Here is a 15,450-nt window from a genome sequence, read left to right on the forward strand (position 1 = left end):
CTTGTGTATAAATAACCCTGTCTATTGATCGAATCGATCAAAGGCCCAGTTTCCCAGCCAGATTGCGTGACAAATCAGCAAGCGCGACAGACTCTTGCGCCCCCTCGCCGCGCAACGGCTTAACGCTGACTTGCCCCCCGGCCAGTTCCTCGTCACCCAGCACCAGCGCAAAATGGGCGCCGCTGCGGTCGGCTTTCTTGAACTGACTCTTGAAGCTTCCGCCACCGCAATGGCACAGCAAGCGCACCCCAGGCAGTTGCTCGCGCACTTGCTCCGCCACCAGCACGGCCCGTGCCTCGGCCTGTTCACCGACCGCGACCAGATAGAGGTCTGGCGCGTCTTTTAGATCCGCGGCACTCGGCGCGCTCAGATCGAGCAACCGCTCCAGCCCCATGGCAAACCCAATAGCGGGCGTGGCACGTCCGCCGAGTTGCTCGACCAGTCCGTCGTAGCGCCCCCCGGCGCAAACAGCCCCCTGAGCACCCAGGGCATCGGTGACCCACTCGAAGACAGTGCGGTTGTAGTAATCCAACCCGCGCACCAGTCGCGGATTGATGCGCACCTCGAGCCCAGCACCCTCGAGCCCGCGGCAAAGCGCGTCAAAATGCGCACGCGCCTCGCTGCCTAGGTAATCGAGCAGGCTGGGCGCGGCGTCAATCAGTTCACGCAGCAGCGGATTCTTGCTGTCGAGCACCCGCAGCGGGTTGGTCGCAAGACGGCGCAGGCTATCCTCATCAAGCGCGTCGCGATATTGGTCGAGATAGGCGACCAAATCCTCGCGGTAACGGACACGGTCTGCTGGATCACCCAGGCTGTTGAGTTCCAGATGGAGGTCCGTCAGCCCGAGCGCCTCCCACAGCCGACGCGTGAGGAGAATCTGCTCGAGATCAATGTCCGGGCCGCTCAGCCCGAAGACCTCAACGCCAATCTGGTGAAATTGCCGATACCGGCCTCGCTGCGGCCGCTCGCGCCGAAACATGGGCCCGGCATACCACAGCCGCTGTGGCTGACCGAGCAGACCATGCTCAATGGCCGCGCGCACGCAGCTCGCGGTGCCTTCGGGGCGCAGACTGAGATGATCGCCGCCGCGATCCTCGAAGCTATACATTTCCTTCTCGACGATGTCGGTCACTTCGCCGATGGAGCGTCGAAAAAGCCCAGTCTGCTCGACCAGGGGCATGCGAATTTCCCGATACCCGTAACCCGCGAGCAGGTCGCGCGCGCAACCCTCCAGCCACTGCCAACGGGCGCTATCCGCCGGAAGAATATCGTGCATGCCGCGCACGGCTTTTAGCTGCGCGGGTGGCTTTGCCGGTGCTTGTGCGGGCATTGCAACCCGAGTCTGTTCGACCATGTGAATGCTGTTCGCCTCTAGACGAAATCAGGAACCCTGGAGTCAGCGGGTGGCGGGATCAAGTTCGAAACGGGCCACATTGCCTCGCGCGACGGCTTCCACATCGAATTCCTTGCCGTCCACTGTTAGCGCGACAGCTGCCGCATTCCCTAGGATGATGGAGTAAGGGCCCCGTCCCCCGAGAACCCGCCGATCGCCTTTGTTCATTTCGCCAAAGAGTTTGTATTCGCCAGTGGAATCGCGCACATCAACCCAACAGGGTCCGCTAAAGGTCATGATGATTTCCGCGGCGGCGGATGCATCGCTATTGCCATTCTCGGCGGCCACGTCATTCTCGCTCGCAGCGGGATCAGTCGCATCGCGATCAATAATGACGATCAGACTGGCTGGGTTCTGCTCGCTGGGCACTGTAGCCCGTGATGGCGCACCAGATTGCGCACCGGTTTCCGCACCGGTTTCCCCACTGGATTCCGCACCGGACTCCAGGGGGGCTTCTTCGGGCGCGGGCACTGCATCCAAGGTATCGGCCTGCGCGTTCTCTTCCTCGGTAGCCGCGTCGACCATCGCCTCATCCAATTCTCTGCCTTCCGTCCTGAGAGATGCCGACATCTCGGCCTCGTCCGCAAGGCGCGGAAGAACAGGCTGCGCGACTCTGCCGCTCAGCGTGACAGCCGCGCTATCCTGTTCGTCCGTCGGGGAAAACAAATCAGCAACAAAAGCGCCGCCACCTAGCTGTGCTGCCACGAACCAGACCGCTCCGCCAAGCACCAGCAACAATACCAACCCGAGCAGCGGCATCAGCGGAATTTGAAACGGCCGCCCCCCCCCTTCCTGCGCGCGCTCGACGGGCAGTGCCGGATAACGGCCGTCTGGCCGCTGGCGTCGATATTGATCAAGCAAGGGGACAGGATTAAGTCCGAGGATGCGCGCATAGGTGCGCAAATAGCCGATGATAAAGACTTCGCTTGGCAAACCGTCATAGTGATCATCCTCCAGCGCCTCAATGGTGCCGACGGACAGATGCATCTCGGCCGCCACCTGCGTGAGGGTCAGGCCGCTGCTTTCCCGCGCCACGCGCAGCTGACGTCCGGGGCTATCGTGCAACGGATCAGTGGTATCGGTATGGAGCGCGGGCGTCGGTTCGTCAATGCTGTGCATGGGTTCAGGCCGCTAGAGGGTTCTCAATGTCGTGGTCTTTAGGGAGCAAGTTCCATGATTTCGGGTGCATCCGGGAAGCGCTGTCGCAGGGATCCTTCAAGCTTCTTGGCGGCGGCATCGTTGCCCAGCGCCCGCTCAATACGCACCGCGAGCAACAGCGCATTGGCCGTGGCCGCATTCCCCGCGGCCACGTACCGACTCATATAGCCGCGCGCACCCTGGGCATCGCCATTGGCGAGGGCCTGGCTGGCCATGTTCAGTAGCGCCGGACCGAATCGTGGATTTTTCTCGAGTGCCTGGCGCCAATACCGCTCCGCCGCGACCACATCGCCCGCACGCCGCGCGCAGTCGGCGGCATTTGCCAGGGCTACCTCCGGGTTGGCGTAGAGCGGTTTGCTCAGGGCCTGCTGGAACTGTTCTTCCGCATCCTGATAGCGCTGTTGCTTGCACAGTACCACGCCCCAGGCATTGCGGTAATCAGGGTTTTTCGGATCGATCTTAACGGCCTTGCCAAACTCCTTCTCGGCCTCCGCATGCTCGCCAATGCGCTGATACACAATAGCCAGCATATAGCGCGCGCGCGCGCTGCCGCGATCCTCGCGCACCCCTTGCTTGGCGCGCGTCAGCGCGGCCTCGATCTGGCCGCGCTGCAGATAAGCCGAGGCCATGTTGACATAGAGATCCGCGGGGCTTTCCTTTGCGGTTCCAAGTTCAACCTGCAGATCATGATCATCGATACCATCATCGTCGCCGCCCGGCAGCATGGTCGTGCAACCAGCGCTCAGCACGGACGCTGCCAGAAAGGCGCCGACCACGGGAAGAGCACGCCGTCGGTTTTCGACTCGCCCCACAAGCTGGCCGCACGCCGCGGCAATGCCATCGCCGCGCGTCTTGCGTGTGGTGGTGACCAGGCCAGCACCAATCAGACGCAGCCGAAACGCATCGACCCGCTCGGGCGGGCTGGTGGCAAAACCACTCCCGGCAAAGGGATTAAAGGGGATGAGATTGACCTTGGAAGGCACGCCTTCAAGCAGGCGAATCAGTGCCTTGGCGTGCGCCAAACTATCGTTGACGCCATCGAGCATGACATACTCCCAGGTGATGCGTCGGCGCTTATCCGCACCGGCATAGACCTTGCAGGCCGACACCAGTTCCTCGAGCGGGTATTTGCGATTGATCGGCACCAGTTGGTCCCGCAGCGCGTTATTCGGCGCATGCAGTGAGACCGCCAAGGAGACGTCGGCAACCTCTTTTAGCCGGTATATATTGGGGACCACTCCGGAGGTGGACAGAGTCACCCGGGTCTTGGCCAACATATAGGCCAAATCATGCCGCATCACCGCCATGGCTTGCACCACGGCGTCGAAATTGGCCAAGGGCTCGCCCATGCCCATGAGCACCACGTTGGTTGGCGCCAAACCGATGCGCCGGGTTGCGGTCCAGACCTGGCCGATAATTTCGCCCGGGGTCAAATTGCGGTTAAAGCCCTGACGCGCGGTCGCGCAGAACCGACAGTCGAGTGCGCAGCCAACCTGGGATGAGACACATAGCGTGCGTCTCTTGCCTTCAGGAATGAAGACGGTCTCGACCCGCTGCCCGTCGGTAAGTTCAAGTATCCACTTGACCGTGCCATCGGGTGCTGGCTGCTCCAAGGCGACCCGAGGCAAGTCGCAACGACACTGGCGGCCCAGGGATGCGCGCATGGCCGCTGGCAAATCTGTCATGCAGGAAAAGTCCAGCACACCCAGCTTGTGCATCCATTTAAACAGATTGCGACCATGAAAGGCCTTGCCGCCATGCGCGATGGCAAGCTGCTCGCAACCGTGGATGTCAAGCTCTAGCGGATTGATGGACTGAGCCGTGGTCATGAAGCAGGAATCCTGGAATGGTTGACCCATCAACTCAGCGCGTACGCGGGCAAACCCCTTCGGGGAAGAAAAAGGCAATCTCGGTCGCGGCCGTATCCGGCGCATCCGAGCCATGCACCGCATTTTCAGTAAAGGAGTCGGCGAAGTCCGCGCGTATGGTGCCAGGCGCGGCCTGAGCGGGGTTGGTGGCGCCCATGATCTCGCGGTTAAGGGCGATGGCGTCCTCGCCCTCAAGCGCCATGGCCAGCACCGGACCCGAGGTCATGAAACCAACCAGCTCGTCAAAAAAAGGCTTGCCTTGATGCACGGCATAAAAGGCAGTGGCCTGCTCGCGGGTCAGGTGCGACATGCGAGCGGCGACAATCCGCAAGCCGGCTTTCTCGAATCGCTCGCAAATGGCTCCGATGGCATTCTTTGCCACCGCGTTAGGCTTAATGATGGATAAGGTTTGCTGGACGCTCATGCTGACTCCTTGAAGCGGGCTTGCGCCCTGGAAACAAAAAAGTGTGATCCAAGCGCACAAGTCTAATCGGGAAGTGGCCCGAAAATCCATCTGTCGCGCGCAAATGTCGAGGAGATGAGGTGACAAGGACGCTCAGGTTCGCGACAATCCAAGGTTTTTTGCCTTGGACCATTTGGCAATCACTAACGGGAAAAGCGGCCATGAGCGATTATGATCTTTTCAACGGCGATGCGGACGGGCTCTGCGCCCTGCAGCAACTGCGTCTGGCCGAACCCCGTGCGAGCCAGCTAATCACTGGCGTCAAACGCGATATAGCCTTGCTCGGGCAGGTACGGCCAGCTCCCGGCGATCGGCTCACGGTACTCGATATCTCGCTGGATAAAAACCGCACGGATCTGGAGCGAGTACTCGCGGCCGGCGCCACCGTGCGCTGGTTCGACCACCATTATGCCGGAGAAATTCCAACCCACGACCGGCTCGAGGCGCATATCGATCCCTGCCCGGATCAGGGGACCAGTTTGCTGGTGAATACCGCGCTTGACGGGCACTTTCTCCCGTGGGCGCTGGTCGGCACCTTTGGCGATAATTTCGATGCCAGAGCACGGCGACTGGCTACCGCGGCTGGACTGTCCGAGCAAGACACCGACGCATTGCGTGAGCTTGGCATTTTGCTCAACTACAACGGCTATGGGGCACAGGTCAGCGACCTGCATTTTGCGCCCGACGCGCTCTTTCGGCGCCTGCAGCCCTATCGCGACCCGCGCGAGTTCATCGCCGCCGATGAGGCTTTCAGCCAACTGCGCGCCGGCTACGCGCGGGACATGTCGCTGGCGCGGGCGCTAACGCCCGAACACGAATCCCCAAGCCACTGCCTGCTGCGGCTGCCAAACGAGCCTTGGGCGCGCCGAGTCAGCGGCGTGCTTGGCAATGCACTGGCCCAGCAAGCTCCAGGGCGCGCCCATGCCCTGCTAACGGCACTCGAGCAAGGCGGCTATTTGGTCAGTGTGCGCGCCCCGCTCGAGCGCCCCGATGGCGCCGATGCGCTCTGCCGTCAGTTCCCCACCGGCGGAGGGCGCAGTGCCGCCGCTGGCATCAACGCGCTGCCGGAATCCGACTATGATCGATTCCTGGCTGCCTTCCATGCCGCTTTCACCTGATCGCGCCCCTCGGCCTCTGCCATCCACCGCCGCTCGGTAAAAACTTGAAAAAGCGCTCCACTGTATTAGAATATACTTATAGACTAACTTAACGGCTCACAGCTTTTTAGGAGCGCGATCATGATCGATTGCAACAGTATGCGCGCAGCCGTCCTCCTGTCAGGCGCTCTCATGCTTGCCGGGCTCCTGTTAGGCGGCATCGCGATGAGTACGCCACTGGTGATACTGGCCAGCTATGCGTCGCTGATTCTTGTTCTGACTGCTAGCCTGGTACTCGCGGGGATTTTTCTTGTTGCCATGATTCCGGGCGTCTCGCGCCGGCTCGAGGAGTGCCAGCACTGATCGCTCCGCGCTGACCACAGACCCACCGGCTGGTGCCGAACAATTTTTTTGCGCAGCCTTTGTTCGACAGCCATGCCCTGGAATGATGGACTAGCACGGGAGCGCTTATGCGCTCCCGTGCCCTCAATGCTCGCCCAGCAAGGCCGCGGCCGCACCGGGTTCAAGCGCGAATTCCTCCTCGACCATGCTATTCCAGGCGGCGCGCTTGAAGGTCTGGCGCTCGGGTACCGGCCGATGCACCAGATTGATGTGGCAGTCTACGCAGGTCTTGCCCTGGGCATCCTCCTGGTGGATCGCCGCCGTGTTGGCCCGCGTCCCCAGAATGGCCTCCTGAGTATGACAGCGCTTGCAGGTGGCTGAGTCACGCTTGCGGAACCAGTCGCGCGCGGCGAAGGCCGCCTCGGGCAAATGCAGGGTATTAATGACCGGGTCATCGTAGTCAGGTCCAAAAAGCTGCTTGATGAGATCCTTGGTGCCCACGGCATGGTCATAGGTCGCCATGATGATACCCTCTGACACATGGCAGTCGCCGCAGCTCGCGCGCACGCCCGAAGGAGAGTTGTAATGCACGGATTGCCGGTAGAAGTCATCCGCGTAGGTCATGGAATGACAAGACAGGCAGAACTCGTTTGAGCTGGTGAAGTGGTCGAACTCGATCAAAAAGAACATGAACACGACGCCGCCGAGGCCGCCAGCCACGAGCGCAAAAAGCACATGACGGGTGATAAAGAGCGGAGCGCGTAGCTTAATCATCACCACGACCCTCGCTGGCTGGGCTGACTGGCACCGCCTCCGTCATCGGAGCAACAGCTTGGGCTTCAGCACCGGCTCGCGGTGACTGACCTGATGGATCCGCGCTTTCCTCAAGCTCGCTCGTGTCTGGCTCGAGCCTGGGTGGCGGTGACCAGCCAAGGATGGGGTTGGCCGCATCAGGACTGGACTGCCAGCGATGATGATCGCTCCTCGCCAACACCGAGTCGACCAACTCGGCCGCCGCACCCCCCGCCACCGCGCGCGCCTCGGGCAGGAAGCGGCTGTAAAAATTCCGCCCGACCAGATACATGCCTTCCCACCAGGCGTGATTGGGGCTCATCATGGCAGCGCCATGGCGCGCGCGCGCGCCCTCGTCATGCCACAGCTCCCAATAGATGAATTCCAGCGGCTCGTCAAAGGGCAGCGGAGTCAGTAGTCCCTGCTCATACAGGCCCTTCATAATGGCGGCCGCCGGCTCGCCAAACTTGCCGTTGTAAAGCTGCACCACCGCATCGAATTGATCCATGAAGCTGGCGGTGAAGGTCTTGCCGTGGCACTCCAGGCACACCATGCTCATAATCTGGCGCCGCCGGTCTGGCCCCACCACCATCTTGACCTTGCCAGTGCCGCCATCGGCCTTGGTCAACTCGCTACCACGTTTGGGCGGCTTCTGGTCTGCCGGGAGTTCGAGTTTCTCGCCACTCTCAAGCACCACCAGATATTGCCGCGCTGAAACCGGGGTGTTCAGGCTCCAGGCGTTGCGCAGGCCCACATCGTGAGTGGATGGAATCTTGCCGGCGCCGCCCATGTGACAGGTCACACAGGTGGGCGCGGCCTTGTAGTCCTGTCCGGCAATCCAGGTATCGGCATCCAAATTCATCGCCTCGCGATTGGCTTTGTAAATCATGCCATGCTTGGATGCCTCGAAGACCTCTTTGTCCGGAGAGTCCGGCCCTGAGTGGCAGCGCACGCAGGCATCCGGCTCGCGCGCCTGCGCCTTGGAGAAGGCATGGCGCCCATGGCAGGAGGAACAGGAGCCCTTGGAACCATCCGGATTGATGCGCCCGATGCCGGAATTCGGCCAGGTCGTCGGATCCAGACTACCGTCGCCACGCACCTTCACACGCGAACCATGGCATTGATCGCAGCCAGCAGCCTGCATGGCCGCGCCGGTCAGATTGTGCGCCAGCGCCGGCACCCGCTCGCTAATAATGGCGTGAGCCTCGGCATGCACCGAGCCGGCCTGTTCCTCGAACTCCTGCTGATGGCAACGCCCGCAGTCCTTGGGTGAAACGATGGTCGCGATGACCTGTCCCTCGTGGGTGATGGCATCGACATCGGCACTGTCAGCCTGATGGCAATCCAAACAGTTGACCCCCGCGCGCTGGTGAGCACTCTCACGCCACTGCTCGGCAAGTCCAGGCGAGGCCTTGGCGTGACAACTGACGCAGTTCTCGCCCTCGGGATGACCCCAATGACTGGGGTCCAATTCGACCTTGGCCGCCTGAGCCAAGGCACCCGTCACGCATAAGACCAACAACAGAATCGGATGCTTCATGAGCGCACCTTACAAATTACCGGATGAACATCAATGTATTGTGAGCTTGGCTGCAGCAGAAAATTTTCCAAAGGGATCCGCGTATCCGCGACCGCCCGCGGTGGGAGCCGGAACGATACGCATCTCTGGCAATGATGAGCAGGCGCTGAAATGAAGAATGCTTCAAATCAAGACCATCCCGCTGTGGAATGCATTAATTAGAATATTCTAATTTAAGAAAATTAAGCGCTAATCATATTGCGCAGGCGACCGGTTTCCTCTCTGATGACAGCCCGCATGATTACAACAAGAAGCGGCGTGGCTGGCAATCTGGTTTATTGACCTGCGCCATGTTTCACGGCACCATTGCTGTGTCATTATGCGATGGCTCAACCGAATTTATTTCGGTCACAGTGCTTCTCCAAATTACAGCCGGTAAAGAGACCACCGGGAGGATGGCCCATGATTCCAAATCAACTTCAATCCCGCACAATACGCGCGGTTATCGTGGCGGCTGCCTTCGTGGCATGCGCCAGCCTGAGCGCCCGTCTAGTGGCGGAAGAAGACTCCAATGGCGCGGAAAATATTCATCACGTGTCTTCCGAGGTATGCGCCAATTGCCATCAGGACATCTATAAACAATGGCAAGGTTCAATGCATGCCAATAGCACGGCATTGACTGATCCTATTCACGGCACTTTCTATAAACAGGAAGCCGGCGACCCCACCGAGGAAGGCGTTCTGCATAAAGCGTCGGGCAAATACCCTATCTGCCTGCAATGTCACGCACCCAATGCCGCGCTTGATAAGACCACCAAGCTTGACGCCAAACCTGCTTATCTAGAAGGTGTGAATTGCGTTGCCTGTCACACCCTTGCCAGTTATAAAGGGATCGAGGGTCCGGACGGCAAACTGCGACTGGGCGTGCAGTCCTATGAAGTCGCGGATGTACTGCAGGGACCATCGGGCATGAATAACAGGCTTGCCGAACTGGCCAGCAGTGGAGATGACCTTTTCGGCGGCGCTGGTGTTGGCGCTGCTGACTCGCAAAAGCCCAACCCGCATTTGGGTGAACCGGTGGAATTCGAGGGCAAGGAGATCCCGGCCCTGCCCATGGCCGGCAATCCCAAGCTGATGAAAAGCTCTGACTCCTGCATGGGCTGCCATGATCAGCGTAATAATCCCCATGGCGTGCCTCTGTGCCAGACCGGCAATGAGTACCGGCAGAGTGACTCCGAGGTCAACTGCATCGCTTGCCACATGCCCATTGCCGACGGCCTGGCAAATCACGCCATGGGTGGTGGCCATGATCCAGCCATGCTCAAGCGCGCACTGATTTTCGATATTGACACCGAAACCGAGGGCGACAACCTCAAGACGACCGTTTTTATCAAGAATCAATTGCCGCATTCCATGCCCACTGGCGCACCTTTCCGTAACGTCTACCTCAAGCTGACGGCTTATGATGACAGTGGCGCGGTGGTATGGGAAAACGCCGAAGAACACCCCGGCAAGGATGACCCCCAGGCGTACTTCTCCTACTCGATGCAGGACGATGAAGGCATGCCCGCCATGCCCCCGGTCGCCACCAAGCCTGGTGACGACACACGGCTCGCACCACACGAAGAGCGCACACTGGTCTACGAGATCCCCGCCACGACCGTCGCCCTGGTGCGGGGCGAGCTCTACTACAATCTGCTCTGGCCAGTCCTGGTTGAGAAATTCACCCACCTACCCAAGGAACTGACCGACCCGGTCCTGATCGCCGTGGCCGAAAACCCGATCAGCGAGGACTAGCCCCAACCCAACGCCCGGCCCTGCCGGGCGTTCTTTTGTGGGCATGCTCTCATCACCGCTTGCCCTCGCCTTCCTGCCGCTTCTGGATGTGATTGACGGTCATCTGCTGCCAAGACAGCCGTCATTGGTCCAGCACAAACAAGCCAAAGAACCGGCGCGCAGCGGCTTTTTTCATTGGGCCTGGCCGCACTTTAGGCGACAATAACCACCTCTGACAAACCTTCCGAGAGCTCACTGAACGAGGCCAATTTCCCTGAACACCCAAACCTCTCCCACCATCGAATGGCTCGGCATCGCCGCCGCCCAACCCAGCACCAAACACCGCGCAAACGCCGAGGCGCGCCAGGCCCAGCTCACCAAACCGGCAGGCTCTCTTGGCCGACTCGAGCCTCTTGCCTGCCAGCTTGCCGAACTCCAAGCACGCGAACGTCCACAAATCGAGCGCGTACAGATCGTCGTTTTCGCTGGCGATCATGGCATTGCCCGCGCTGGGGTGTCGGCCTTCCCACAAGAGGTCACCGCCGCCATGGTGCGCAACTTTGCCACCGGCGGGGCCGCCATTAGTGTACTGGCCAGGCAGCTTGGCGCGGACTTTGAAGTGGTGAACCTGGGCACTGTCATCGACCCCGGGCCTCTGCCCGGTGTGAAGGACTACCGCCTGGGCCCCGGCACCGCCAGTTTCGCTGACCGCCCGGCCATGACCGAGCATCAACTTGCCTGCGCGCTGGGAGCGGGCCGCCATGCGGTCGAACGCGCCCATCTGCAAGGATGCGAGTTGTTCATTGGCGGGGAAATGGGCATTGGCAACACCACCTCGGCCGCCGCCATCGCCTGCGCGCTGCTCGGGCAGGCAGCAGAGGTACTGGCAGGCCCGGGCACTGGACTGGACGTGGCCGGGGTTGCCAGAAAAACCGCCATTATTGCCTCCGCGCTGCGCCAGCACCGGCAAGCTTGCGCATCCCCGCTTGACACCCTGCGCTGCCTGGGCGGCTTTGAGATCGCGGCGCTGGCAGGCGCCTATGTCGCCTGCGCGCAGATCGGGCTGCCGGTGCTGATCGACGGCTTCATCAGCAGCGCTGCCGCCCTGACCGCCGCGCGCCTGTGCCCAGGCGCGGAAAAGTGGTTCCTCTTCGCCCACACCTCGGCCGAGCCGGGGCATCGCCTCATGCTAAACGCCTTGCGCGCTCAACCCTTGTTGGACATTGGCATGCGCCTGGGTGAAGGCAGCGGCGCGGCAATGGCAGTCCCCCTGCTGCGCATGGCCTGCGCGCTGCATAATGACATGGCCACCTTCGCCGAGGCGGAAGTGGCTAGCGGCCGTCAGCCGGCGGATGGCTGAGGCGAATATTGTGGCGGATGATCAGCCACCGCCCCCGGAAGCAAGGGCGTTTAAAGGCTTCACCCACAGGGCCTGCGAGTATTATCCCTGCCACCATGGGGTGCGCCGCGCCTTCAATTGCCTGTTCTGCTACTGCCCATTGATCGAGCGGGAATGCCCAGGTCCCTACCGGCTCTTCACCGATATGCGCGGCACGACACGCAAGGATTGCTCGGCCTGCCGGCTAGCCCACGATGGTATTCATCCATCCTGGGCTTTCATTCAGCGCTGGCTCGACGCTCCACCCTTTCGCGGTCAGCCACAATCGCGCGCGCGGATTCGTGCGCTGTCACAGGCCCTCCGGCAAAAACCGCGCACCCTTTGACTGGCGCACGCATCGCCAAGGCAGGCCGGCCGCACCCGAGGTATCAGACGCCAAAATACTCCCGATACCAGGCAACGAAACGTCCGACACCCTCTTCCACCGTGGTTCGCGGCTGGTAACCGGTGTCTTCGACCAACTCGGTCACATCGGCATAGGTATCTGGCACATCGCCCGGCTGCAGGGGCAGCAGATTCATGCGCGCCTTGCACCCCAGTGCCTGTTCCAGCACCTCGATATAGCGCAGCAGCTCCACCGGCTGGCTATTGCCGATGTTATACAGCCGATAAGGCGCCAGACTGGTGGCGGAATCCGGGCTTGCACCGTCCCAGTTGGGGTTCGGCTCCGGCAGGCGATCAAGCACCCGGATCACGCCTTCGACAATATCATCGATGTAGGTGAAATCCCGCCGGTGATGCCCGTGATTGAAGACATCAATGGGCTCATCCGCCAGAATCGCCCGCGTGAACTTAAACAGCGCCATGTCCGGCCGACCCCAGGGACCATAAACGGTAAAAAACCGCAGCCCGATGGTTGGCAACTGATACAAATGGCTGTAGGTATGAGCCATTAATTCATTGGCCTTCTTGCTCGCGGCATAGAGACTCAGCGGATGGTCGACATTGTCATGCACCGAGAAGGGCATGCGGGTATTGGCGCCATAGACCGAACTGCTGGAGGCATAGACCAGGTGCTCCACACCGTTGTGGCGGCAGCCCTCGAGCACATTGGCAAAGCCCAGCAGATTGCTGTCGACATAGGCCAGCGGATTATCAATTGAATAACGCACCCCGGCCTGGGCAGCAAGGTTCACCACCCGTTGCGGCCGGTGCTCGGCGAAAGCCTCGGCCATGCCAGCACGGTTTTCCAGATCAAGCCGCAGGTCGGTAAAGCCCGCATGCGCACTCAGGCGTTCCAGCCGGGCGTGCTTGAGCGCCGGATCATAGTAGTCATTCAGATTATCGATACCGACAACCTCGTCGCCGCGCTCCAGCAGCCGCAAACCCAAAGCGGCACCGATAAAGCCGGCCGCACCTGTAATCAAAACTTTCATGACTGACTTTTCCTGTTAATACGGGAGTACTTAGGGCACGAGCTGGGGCACGAATTAATAACGCGAGGCCGCCCCAATCCGACGCTCATGAATCCATTGGCATGGGGAACCAATCTTCGTCAAGAATCGTGCGCTTCCAACTCGGAGTCCGCCGCTCACATTGATAGGCCCATTTCAGCAGATGGGCCAGTAATACCGCCATCCGGCTAGCCAGTTCACGTTGTTCGCTTTTTCCCACGTCCTCGATTTCCTCGACCAGATGGGCAATGTCCAGTTGATCAAAACGTCTTGAGCGCAATAGTCCAGCCTGTTCATTCGCCCAAGCGATAATGTCAGCTTCGCAGGCGTGCATCAGTCAGCCTAGCCTCCTTTTGGTGCCATTTTTGTTGTCAGGCATTCACAACAAAGCGCTCTTCGAATCAACCCGATTGGTCTTGTCGCAGCGCCAATCGCGCCGCGCCATAGGCGGCCTGCTGTTGCGCGGCCACCTCCACCGGCACGCCGAGCAGGCGCTCGCGGATTTGCGTCCAGACGACATTGCGCGCACCGCCGCCGATGGTGAGCACTCGCCGCGGCGCCGGCGCACCGAGTTGCCGCAGGCGCTGGTAGCCGGTCTGCTCGATGCGCGCGATGCCTTCGAGCAGGCCATGCAGGAATCGCACATCCGCTGCCGGACGTGGCTGCATGCGCGGCACCAGCCTTGGATCATTGATCGGAAAGCGCTCACCGATGCCGGGCAGGGGGTAATAGTCGAGACCGCTGTCGCGGGTTGGGTCAATCCGGGCACTCAGCGCCTTAAGCACCTTGGGCTCGAAAAACTGCCGCAGCACGGCGCCTCCACTGTTGGAAGCGCCACCCAGCAGCCAGTCCGCGCCGAGGCGATGACTATAGACGCCGAACTCGGGCGCGGTCACTGGCGCCGCGGCGACCATCTTGAGCACCAATGTGCTGCCCAGGCTGGTCACCGCATCGCCTGACTGCAGCGCACCCGTGGCCAGCACCGCGGCGGTACTGTCGGTGGTGCCGGCGAGAATGCGCAGATCGGCGGGAAGGCCCGTCGCGGCGGCCACCTCGGGCGCGACCGGGCCAAGATCGGTGCCGGGCGCGAACACTTCAGGCAGACAGACCGGGGCCAGGCCGAGTTCATCCAGCCAGTCCGGCCAGCGCTGGGTGAGCGGATCAAACCCCATTTTCAGGCTATTGTTCCAGTCGCTGATGCCAAAGCATCCGCTCAGGCAGCCGCTCAGCCAGTCGGCCTGATGCAGCGCCAGGGTCGGCGCGCTTGGTTGGTGGCGAGCACGCAGCCACAAGAGCTTGGCGAGACTGGAACTGGCCCCGCGCGCCGGTGAGTCCGGCGGTGCGATAGGCTCGATGTCCGCCGCCTGGGTTCGCGCGCGGCTGTCGTCATACATGAGCGCCGGGCCGAGTGGCTGCCCCTGAGGATCACACAGCAGCACAGTCGCCGAGGTGGCATCCAGGCACAGGGCGCGGGGATGCAGGCCGCCGCACTGGCGCATCAGCGCGGACAGCACCTGTTGAACCGCCCGCCACCAATCCTGGGGATGCTGCTCGGCGCAGCCCGCGCCAACGCGCACGGAAGGCGGCAACTCGGCCTGAGCCTCGGCAAGCACGCCACCCGCGTCATCAACCGCCAGCGCCCGGCAGCCCGAGGTGCCAACATCCAGGCCGATGACATTGGCGCCAGACAGGCTCACGGCAAGCGCACCGGCTCCGGCGGCGTCCAGTCGGGCGCGCGATGCTCGGCCACCACCGTGGTATAGATGCCACCGCGGACGTTGAACTCGGCGGTCAGGCGCATGAAACGCGGGGCAATGGCGGCGACCAGATCCGTCAAAATGTGATTGGTCACCGCCTCATGGAAGTGGCCCTGATCGCGAAAGGACCAGACATACAGCTTAAGCGACTTCAGCTCCACGCAGAGCGCCTCTGGCACATAGTCGATCATCAACTCGGCAAAATCCGGCTGCCCGGTCTTGGGGCACAGACAGGTGAACTCAGGCACCTGAATGCGAATACTATAATCCCGCTCCGGCTGCGGATTAGGGAAGGTTTCGAGCCTTTTGCTTGGTTCGCTTGGCATCTGAATTATCCTCGGAATGTATTGAGCCAGTGGGAACGGCTCTCATCAAGATCTGGATCACCGCGGATCGCCTTGTTTGAATCGCGGTCATCATGGACATGCCAAGGCCGCGATCCCAGATCACCCATCAGCCTGCATTTTAGCGCGTCACCTGCGCGAGCGTGCG

The 15,450-nt window shown here is 61.3% G+C and carries 14 protein-coding genes and 2 pseudogenes; 5 read left to right on the top strand and 11 right to left on the bottom strand.

Going from position 1 to position 15,450, the window contains the following annotated elements; genetic code table 11:
• Positions 1-37: 37 nt before the first annotated feature.
• The 5 genes and pseudogenes from hisS to ndk form a co-directional block, all read right to left on the bottom strand.
• Positions 38-1,354, bottom strand: coding sequence for a histidine--tRNA ligase (hisS, locus tag Thiowin_RS21715; protein ID WP_328985055.1), 1,317 nt, complete (start codon positions 1,352-1,354; stop codon positions 38-40).
• Positions 1,355-1,396: 42 nt separating this feature from the next.
• Positions 1,397-2,512, bottom strand: a complete 1,116-nt coding sequence (locus tag Thiowin_RS21720; protein WP_328985056.1) for a RodZ domain-containing protein — start codon at positions 2,510-2,512, stop codon at positions 1,397-1,399.
• Between the two features lie 38 nt (positions 2,513-2,550).
• On the bottom strand, positions 2,551-3,276 hold the full coding sequence (pilW, locus tag Thiowin_RS21725) for a type IV pilus biogenesis/stability protein PilW (RefSeq protein ID WP_408034243.1): 726 nt from the start codon (positions 3,274-3,276) through the stop codon (positions 2,551-2,553).
• A gap of 51 nt (positions 3,277-3,327) precedes the next feature.
• Positions 3,328-4,380 (bottom strand): annotated as a pseudogene (gene rlmN, locus Thiowin_RS21730) (23S rRNA (adenine(2503)-C(2))-methyltransferase RlmN); the annotation flags it as partial.
• Positions 4,381-4,414: 34 nt separating this feature from the next.
• Complete coding sequence (gene ndk / locus Thiowin_RS21735; RefSeq protein ID WP_328985057.1) at positions 4,415-4,843, bottom strand: nucleoside-diphosphate kinase; 429 nt, start codon at positions 4,841-4,843, stop codon at positions 4,415-4,417.
• Positions 4,844-5,043: 200 nt separating this feature from the next.
• Here ndk and Thiowin_RS21740 point away from each other — a divergent pair, with 200 nt between their 5' ends.
• Entirely contained in the window at positions 5,044-6,000 is a 957-nt protein-coding gene (locus Thiowin_RS21740) for an acetyltransferase (RefSeq protein ID WP_328985058.1), read from the top strand.
• A 120-nt stretch (positions 6,001-6,120) separates the two neighbouring features.
• Positions 6,121-6,342, top strand: a complete 222-nt coding sequence (locus Thiowin_RS21745) for a hypothetical protein (RefSeq protein ID WP_328985059.1) — start codon at positions 6,121-6,123, stop codon at positions 6,340-6,342.
• A gap of 123 nt (positions 6,343-6,465) precedes the next feature.
• On the opposite strand, the gene Thiowin_RS21750 is transcribed toward Thiowin_RS21745, so the two are convergent.
• Complete coding sequence (locus tag Thiowin_RS21750) at positions 6,466-7,095, bottom strand: cytochrome c3 family protein (RefSeq protein WP_328985060.1); 630 nt, start codon at positions 7,093-7,095, stop codon at positions 6,466-6,468.
• Entirely contained in the window at positions 7,088-8,653 is a 1,566-nt protein-coding gene (locus tag Thiowin_RS21755) for a multiheme c-type cytochrome (protein WP_328985061.1), read from the bottom strand. Before Thiowin_RS21755 ends, Thiowin_RS21750 begins: the two co-directional genes overlap by 8 nt.
• Before the next feature lie 441 nt (positions 8,654-9,094).
• Between Thiowin_RS21755 and Thiowin_RS21760 the strand changes: the two genes are divergently transcribed.
• The 3 genes from Thiowin_RS21760 to Thiowin_RS21770 all read left to right on the top strand — a co-directional run bounded on the left by Thiowin_RS21760 (position 9,095) and on the right by Thiowin_RS21770 (position 12,132).
• Complete coding sequence (locus Thiowin_RS21760) at positions 9,095-10,429, top strand: multiheme c-type cytochrome (protein ID WP_328985062.1); 1,335 nt, start codon at positions 9,095-9,097, stop codon at positions 10,427-10,429.
• Positions 10,430-10,706: 277 nt separating this feature from the next.
• Positions 10,707-11,768 (top strand): nicotinate-nucleotide--dimethylbenzimidazole phosphoribosyltransferase, encoded by a 1,062-nt coding sequence (cobT, locus tag Thiowin_RS21765; RefSeq protein WP_408034244.1) that lies wholly within the window; start codon positions 10,707-10,709, stop codon positions 11,766-11,768.
• Positions 11,761-12,132 carry a cysteine-rich small domain-containing protein gene (locus Thiowin_RS21770; RefSeq protein ID WP_328985063.1) on the top strand — a complete coding sequence of 124 codons (372 nt, stop codon included), beginning with the start codon at positions 11,761-11,763 and terminating at the stop codon, positions 12,130-12,132. Before cobT ends, Thiowin_RS21770 begins: the two co-directional genes overlap by 8 nt.
• Positions 12,133-12,175: 43 nt before the next feature.
• Here the strand turns inward: Thiowin_RS21770 and Thiowin_RS21775 are convergent, their stop codons facing one another.
• The 4 genes and pseudogenes from Thiowin_RS21775 to queF all read right to left on the bottom strand — a co-directional run bounded on the left by Thiowin_RS21775 (position 12,176) and on the right by queF (position 15,284).
• The gene (locus Thiowin_RS21775) at positions 12,176-13,183 is read right to left on the bottom strand and encodes an NAD-dependent epimerase (RefSeq protein ID WP_328985064.1); all 1,008 of its coding nucleotides are present in this window, start codon (positions 13,181-13,183) and stop codon (positions 12,176-12,178) included.
• Positions 13,184-13,298: 115 nt separating this feature from the next.
• A pseudogene (locus Thiowin_RS21780) lies at positions 13,299-13,535 on the bottom strand (DUF29 domain-containing protein); the annotation flags it as partial.
• A 67-nt stretch (positions 13,536-13,602) separates the two neighbouring features.
• A complete protein-coding gene (locus Thiowin_RS21785) occupies positions 13,603-14,898 on the bottom strand; it encodes an FGGY-family carbohydrate kinase (RefSeq protein ID WP_328985065.1) in 1,296 nt (431 codons plus the stop codon).
• Positions 14,895-15,284, bottom strand: a complete 390-nt coding sequence (queF, locus tag Thiowin_RS21790) for a preQ(1) synthase (RefSeq protein WP_328985066.1) — start codon at positions 15,282-15,284, stop codon at positions 14,895-14,897. The genes Thiowin_RS21785 and queF overlap by 4 nt, the downstream gene beginning before the upstream one ends.
• Positions 15,285-15,450: the final 166 nt, after the last annotated feature.

The sequence above is a fragment of the Thiorhodovibrio winogradskyi genome, from assembly GCF_036208045.1.
Lineage (GTDB): Bacteria > Pseudomonadota > Gammaproteobacteria > Chromatiales > Chromatiaceae > Thiorhodovibrio > Thiorhodovibrio winogradskyi.

Bases quoted from the DNA above. Each gene is read 5' to 3' on its own strand.
- hisS (WP_328985055.1), bottom strand. From the start codon at position 1,354: ATGGTCGAACAGACTCGGGTTGCAATGCCCGCACAAGCACCGGCAAAG.
- Thiowin_RS21720 (WP_328985056.1), bottom strand. From the start codon at position 2,512: ATGCACAGCATTGACGAACCGACGCCCGCGCTCCATACCGATACCACT.
- pilW (WP_408034243.1), bottom strand. From the start codon at position 3,276: ATGCTGCCGGGCGGCGACGATGATGGTATCGATGATCATGATCTGCAG.
- ndk (WP_328985057.1), bottom strand. From the start codon at position 4,843: ATGAGCGTCCAGCAAACCTTATCCATCATTAAGCCTAACGCGGTGGCA.
- Thiowin_RS21740 (WP_328985058.1), top strand. From the start codon at position 5,044: ATGAGCGATTATGATCTTTTCAACGGCGATGCGGACGGGCTCTGCGCC.
- Thiowin_RS21745 (WP_328985059.1), top strand. From the start codon at position 6,121: ATGATCGATTGCAACAGTATGCGCGCAGCCGTCCTCCTGTCAGGCGCT.
- Thiowin_RS21750 (WP_328985060.1), bottom strand. From the start codon at position 7,095: ATGATTAAGCTACGCGCTCCGCTCTTTATCACCCGTCATGTGCTTTTT.
- Thiowin_RS21755 (WP_328985061.1), bottom strand. From the start codon at position 8,653: ATGAAGCATCCGATTCTGTTGTTGGTCTTATGCGTGACGGGTGCCTTG.
- Thiowin_RS21760 (WP_328985062.1), top strand. From the start codon at position 9,095: ATGATTCCAAATCAACTTCAATCCCGCACAATACGCGCGGTTATCGTG.
- Thiowin_RS21770 (WP_328985063.1), top strand. From the start codon at position 11,761: ATGGCTGAGGCGAATATTGTGGCGGATGATCAGCCACCGCCCCCGGAA.
- Thiowin_RS21775 (WP_328985064.1), bottom strand. From the start codon at position 13,183: ATGAAAGTTTTGATTACAGGTGCGGCCGGCTTTATCGGTGCCGCTTTG.
- queF (WP_328985066.1), bottom strand. From the start codon at position 15,284: ATGCCAAGCGAACCAAGCAAAAGGCTCGAAACCTTCCCTAATCCGCAG.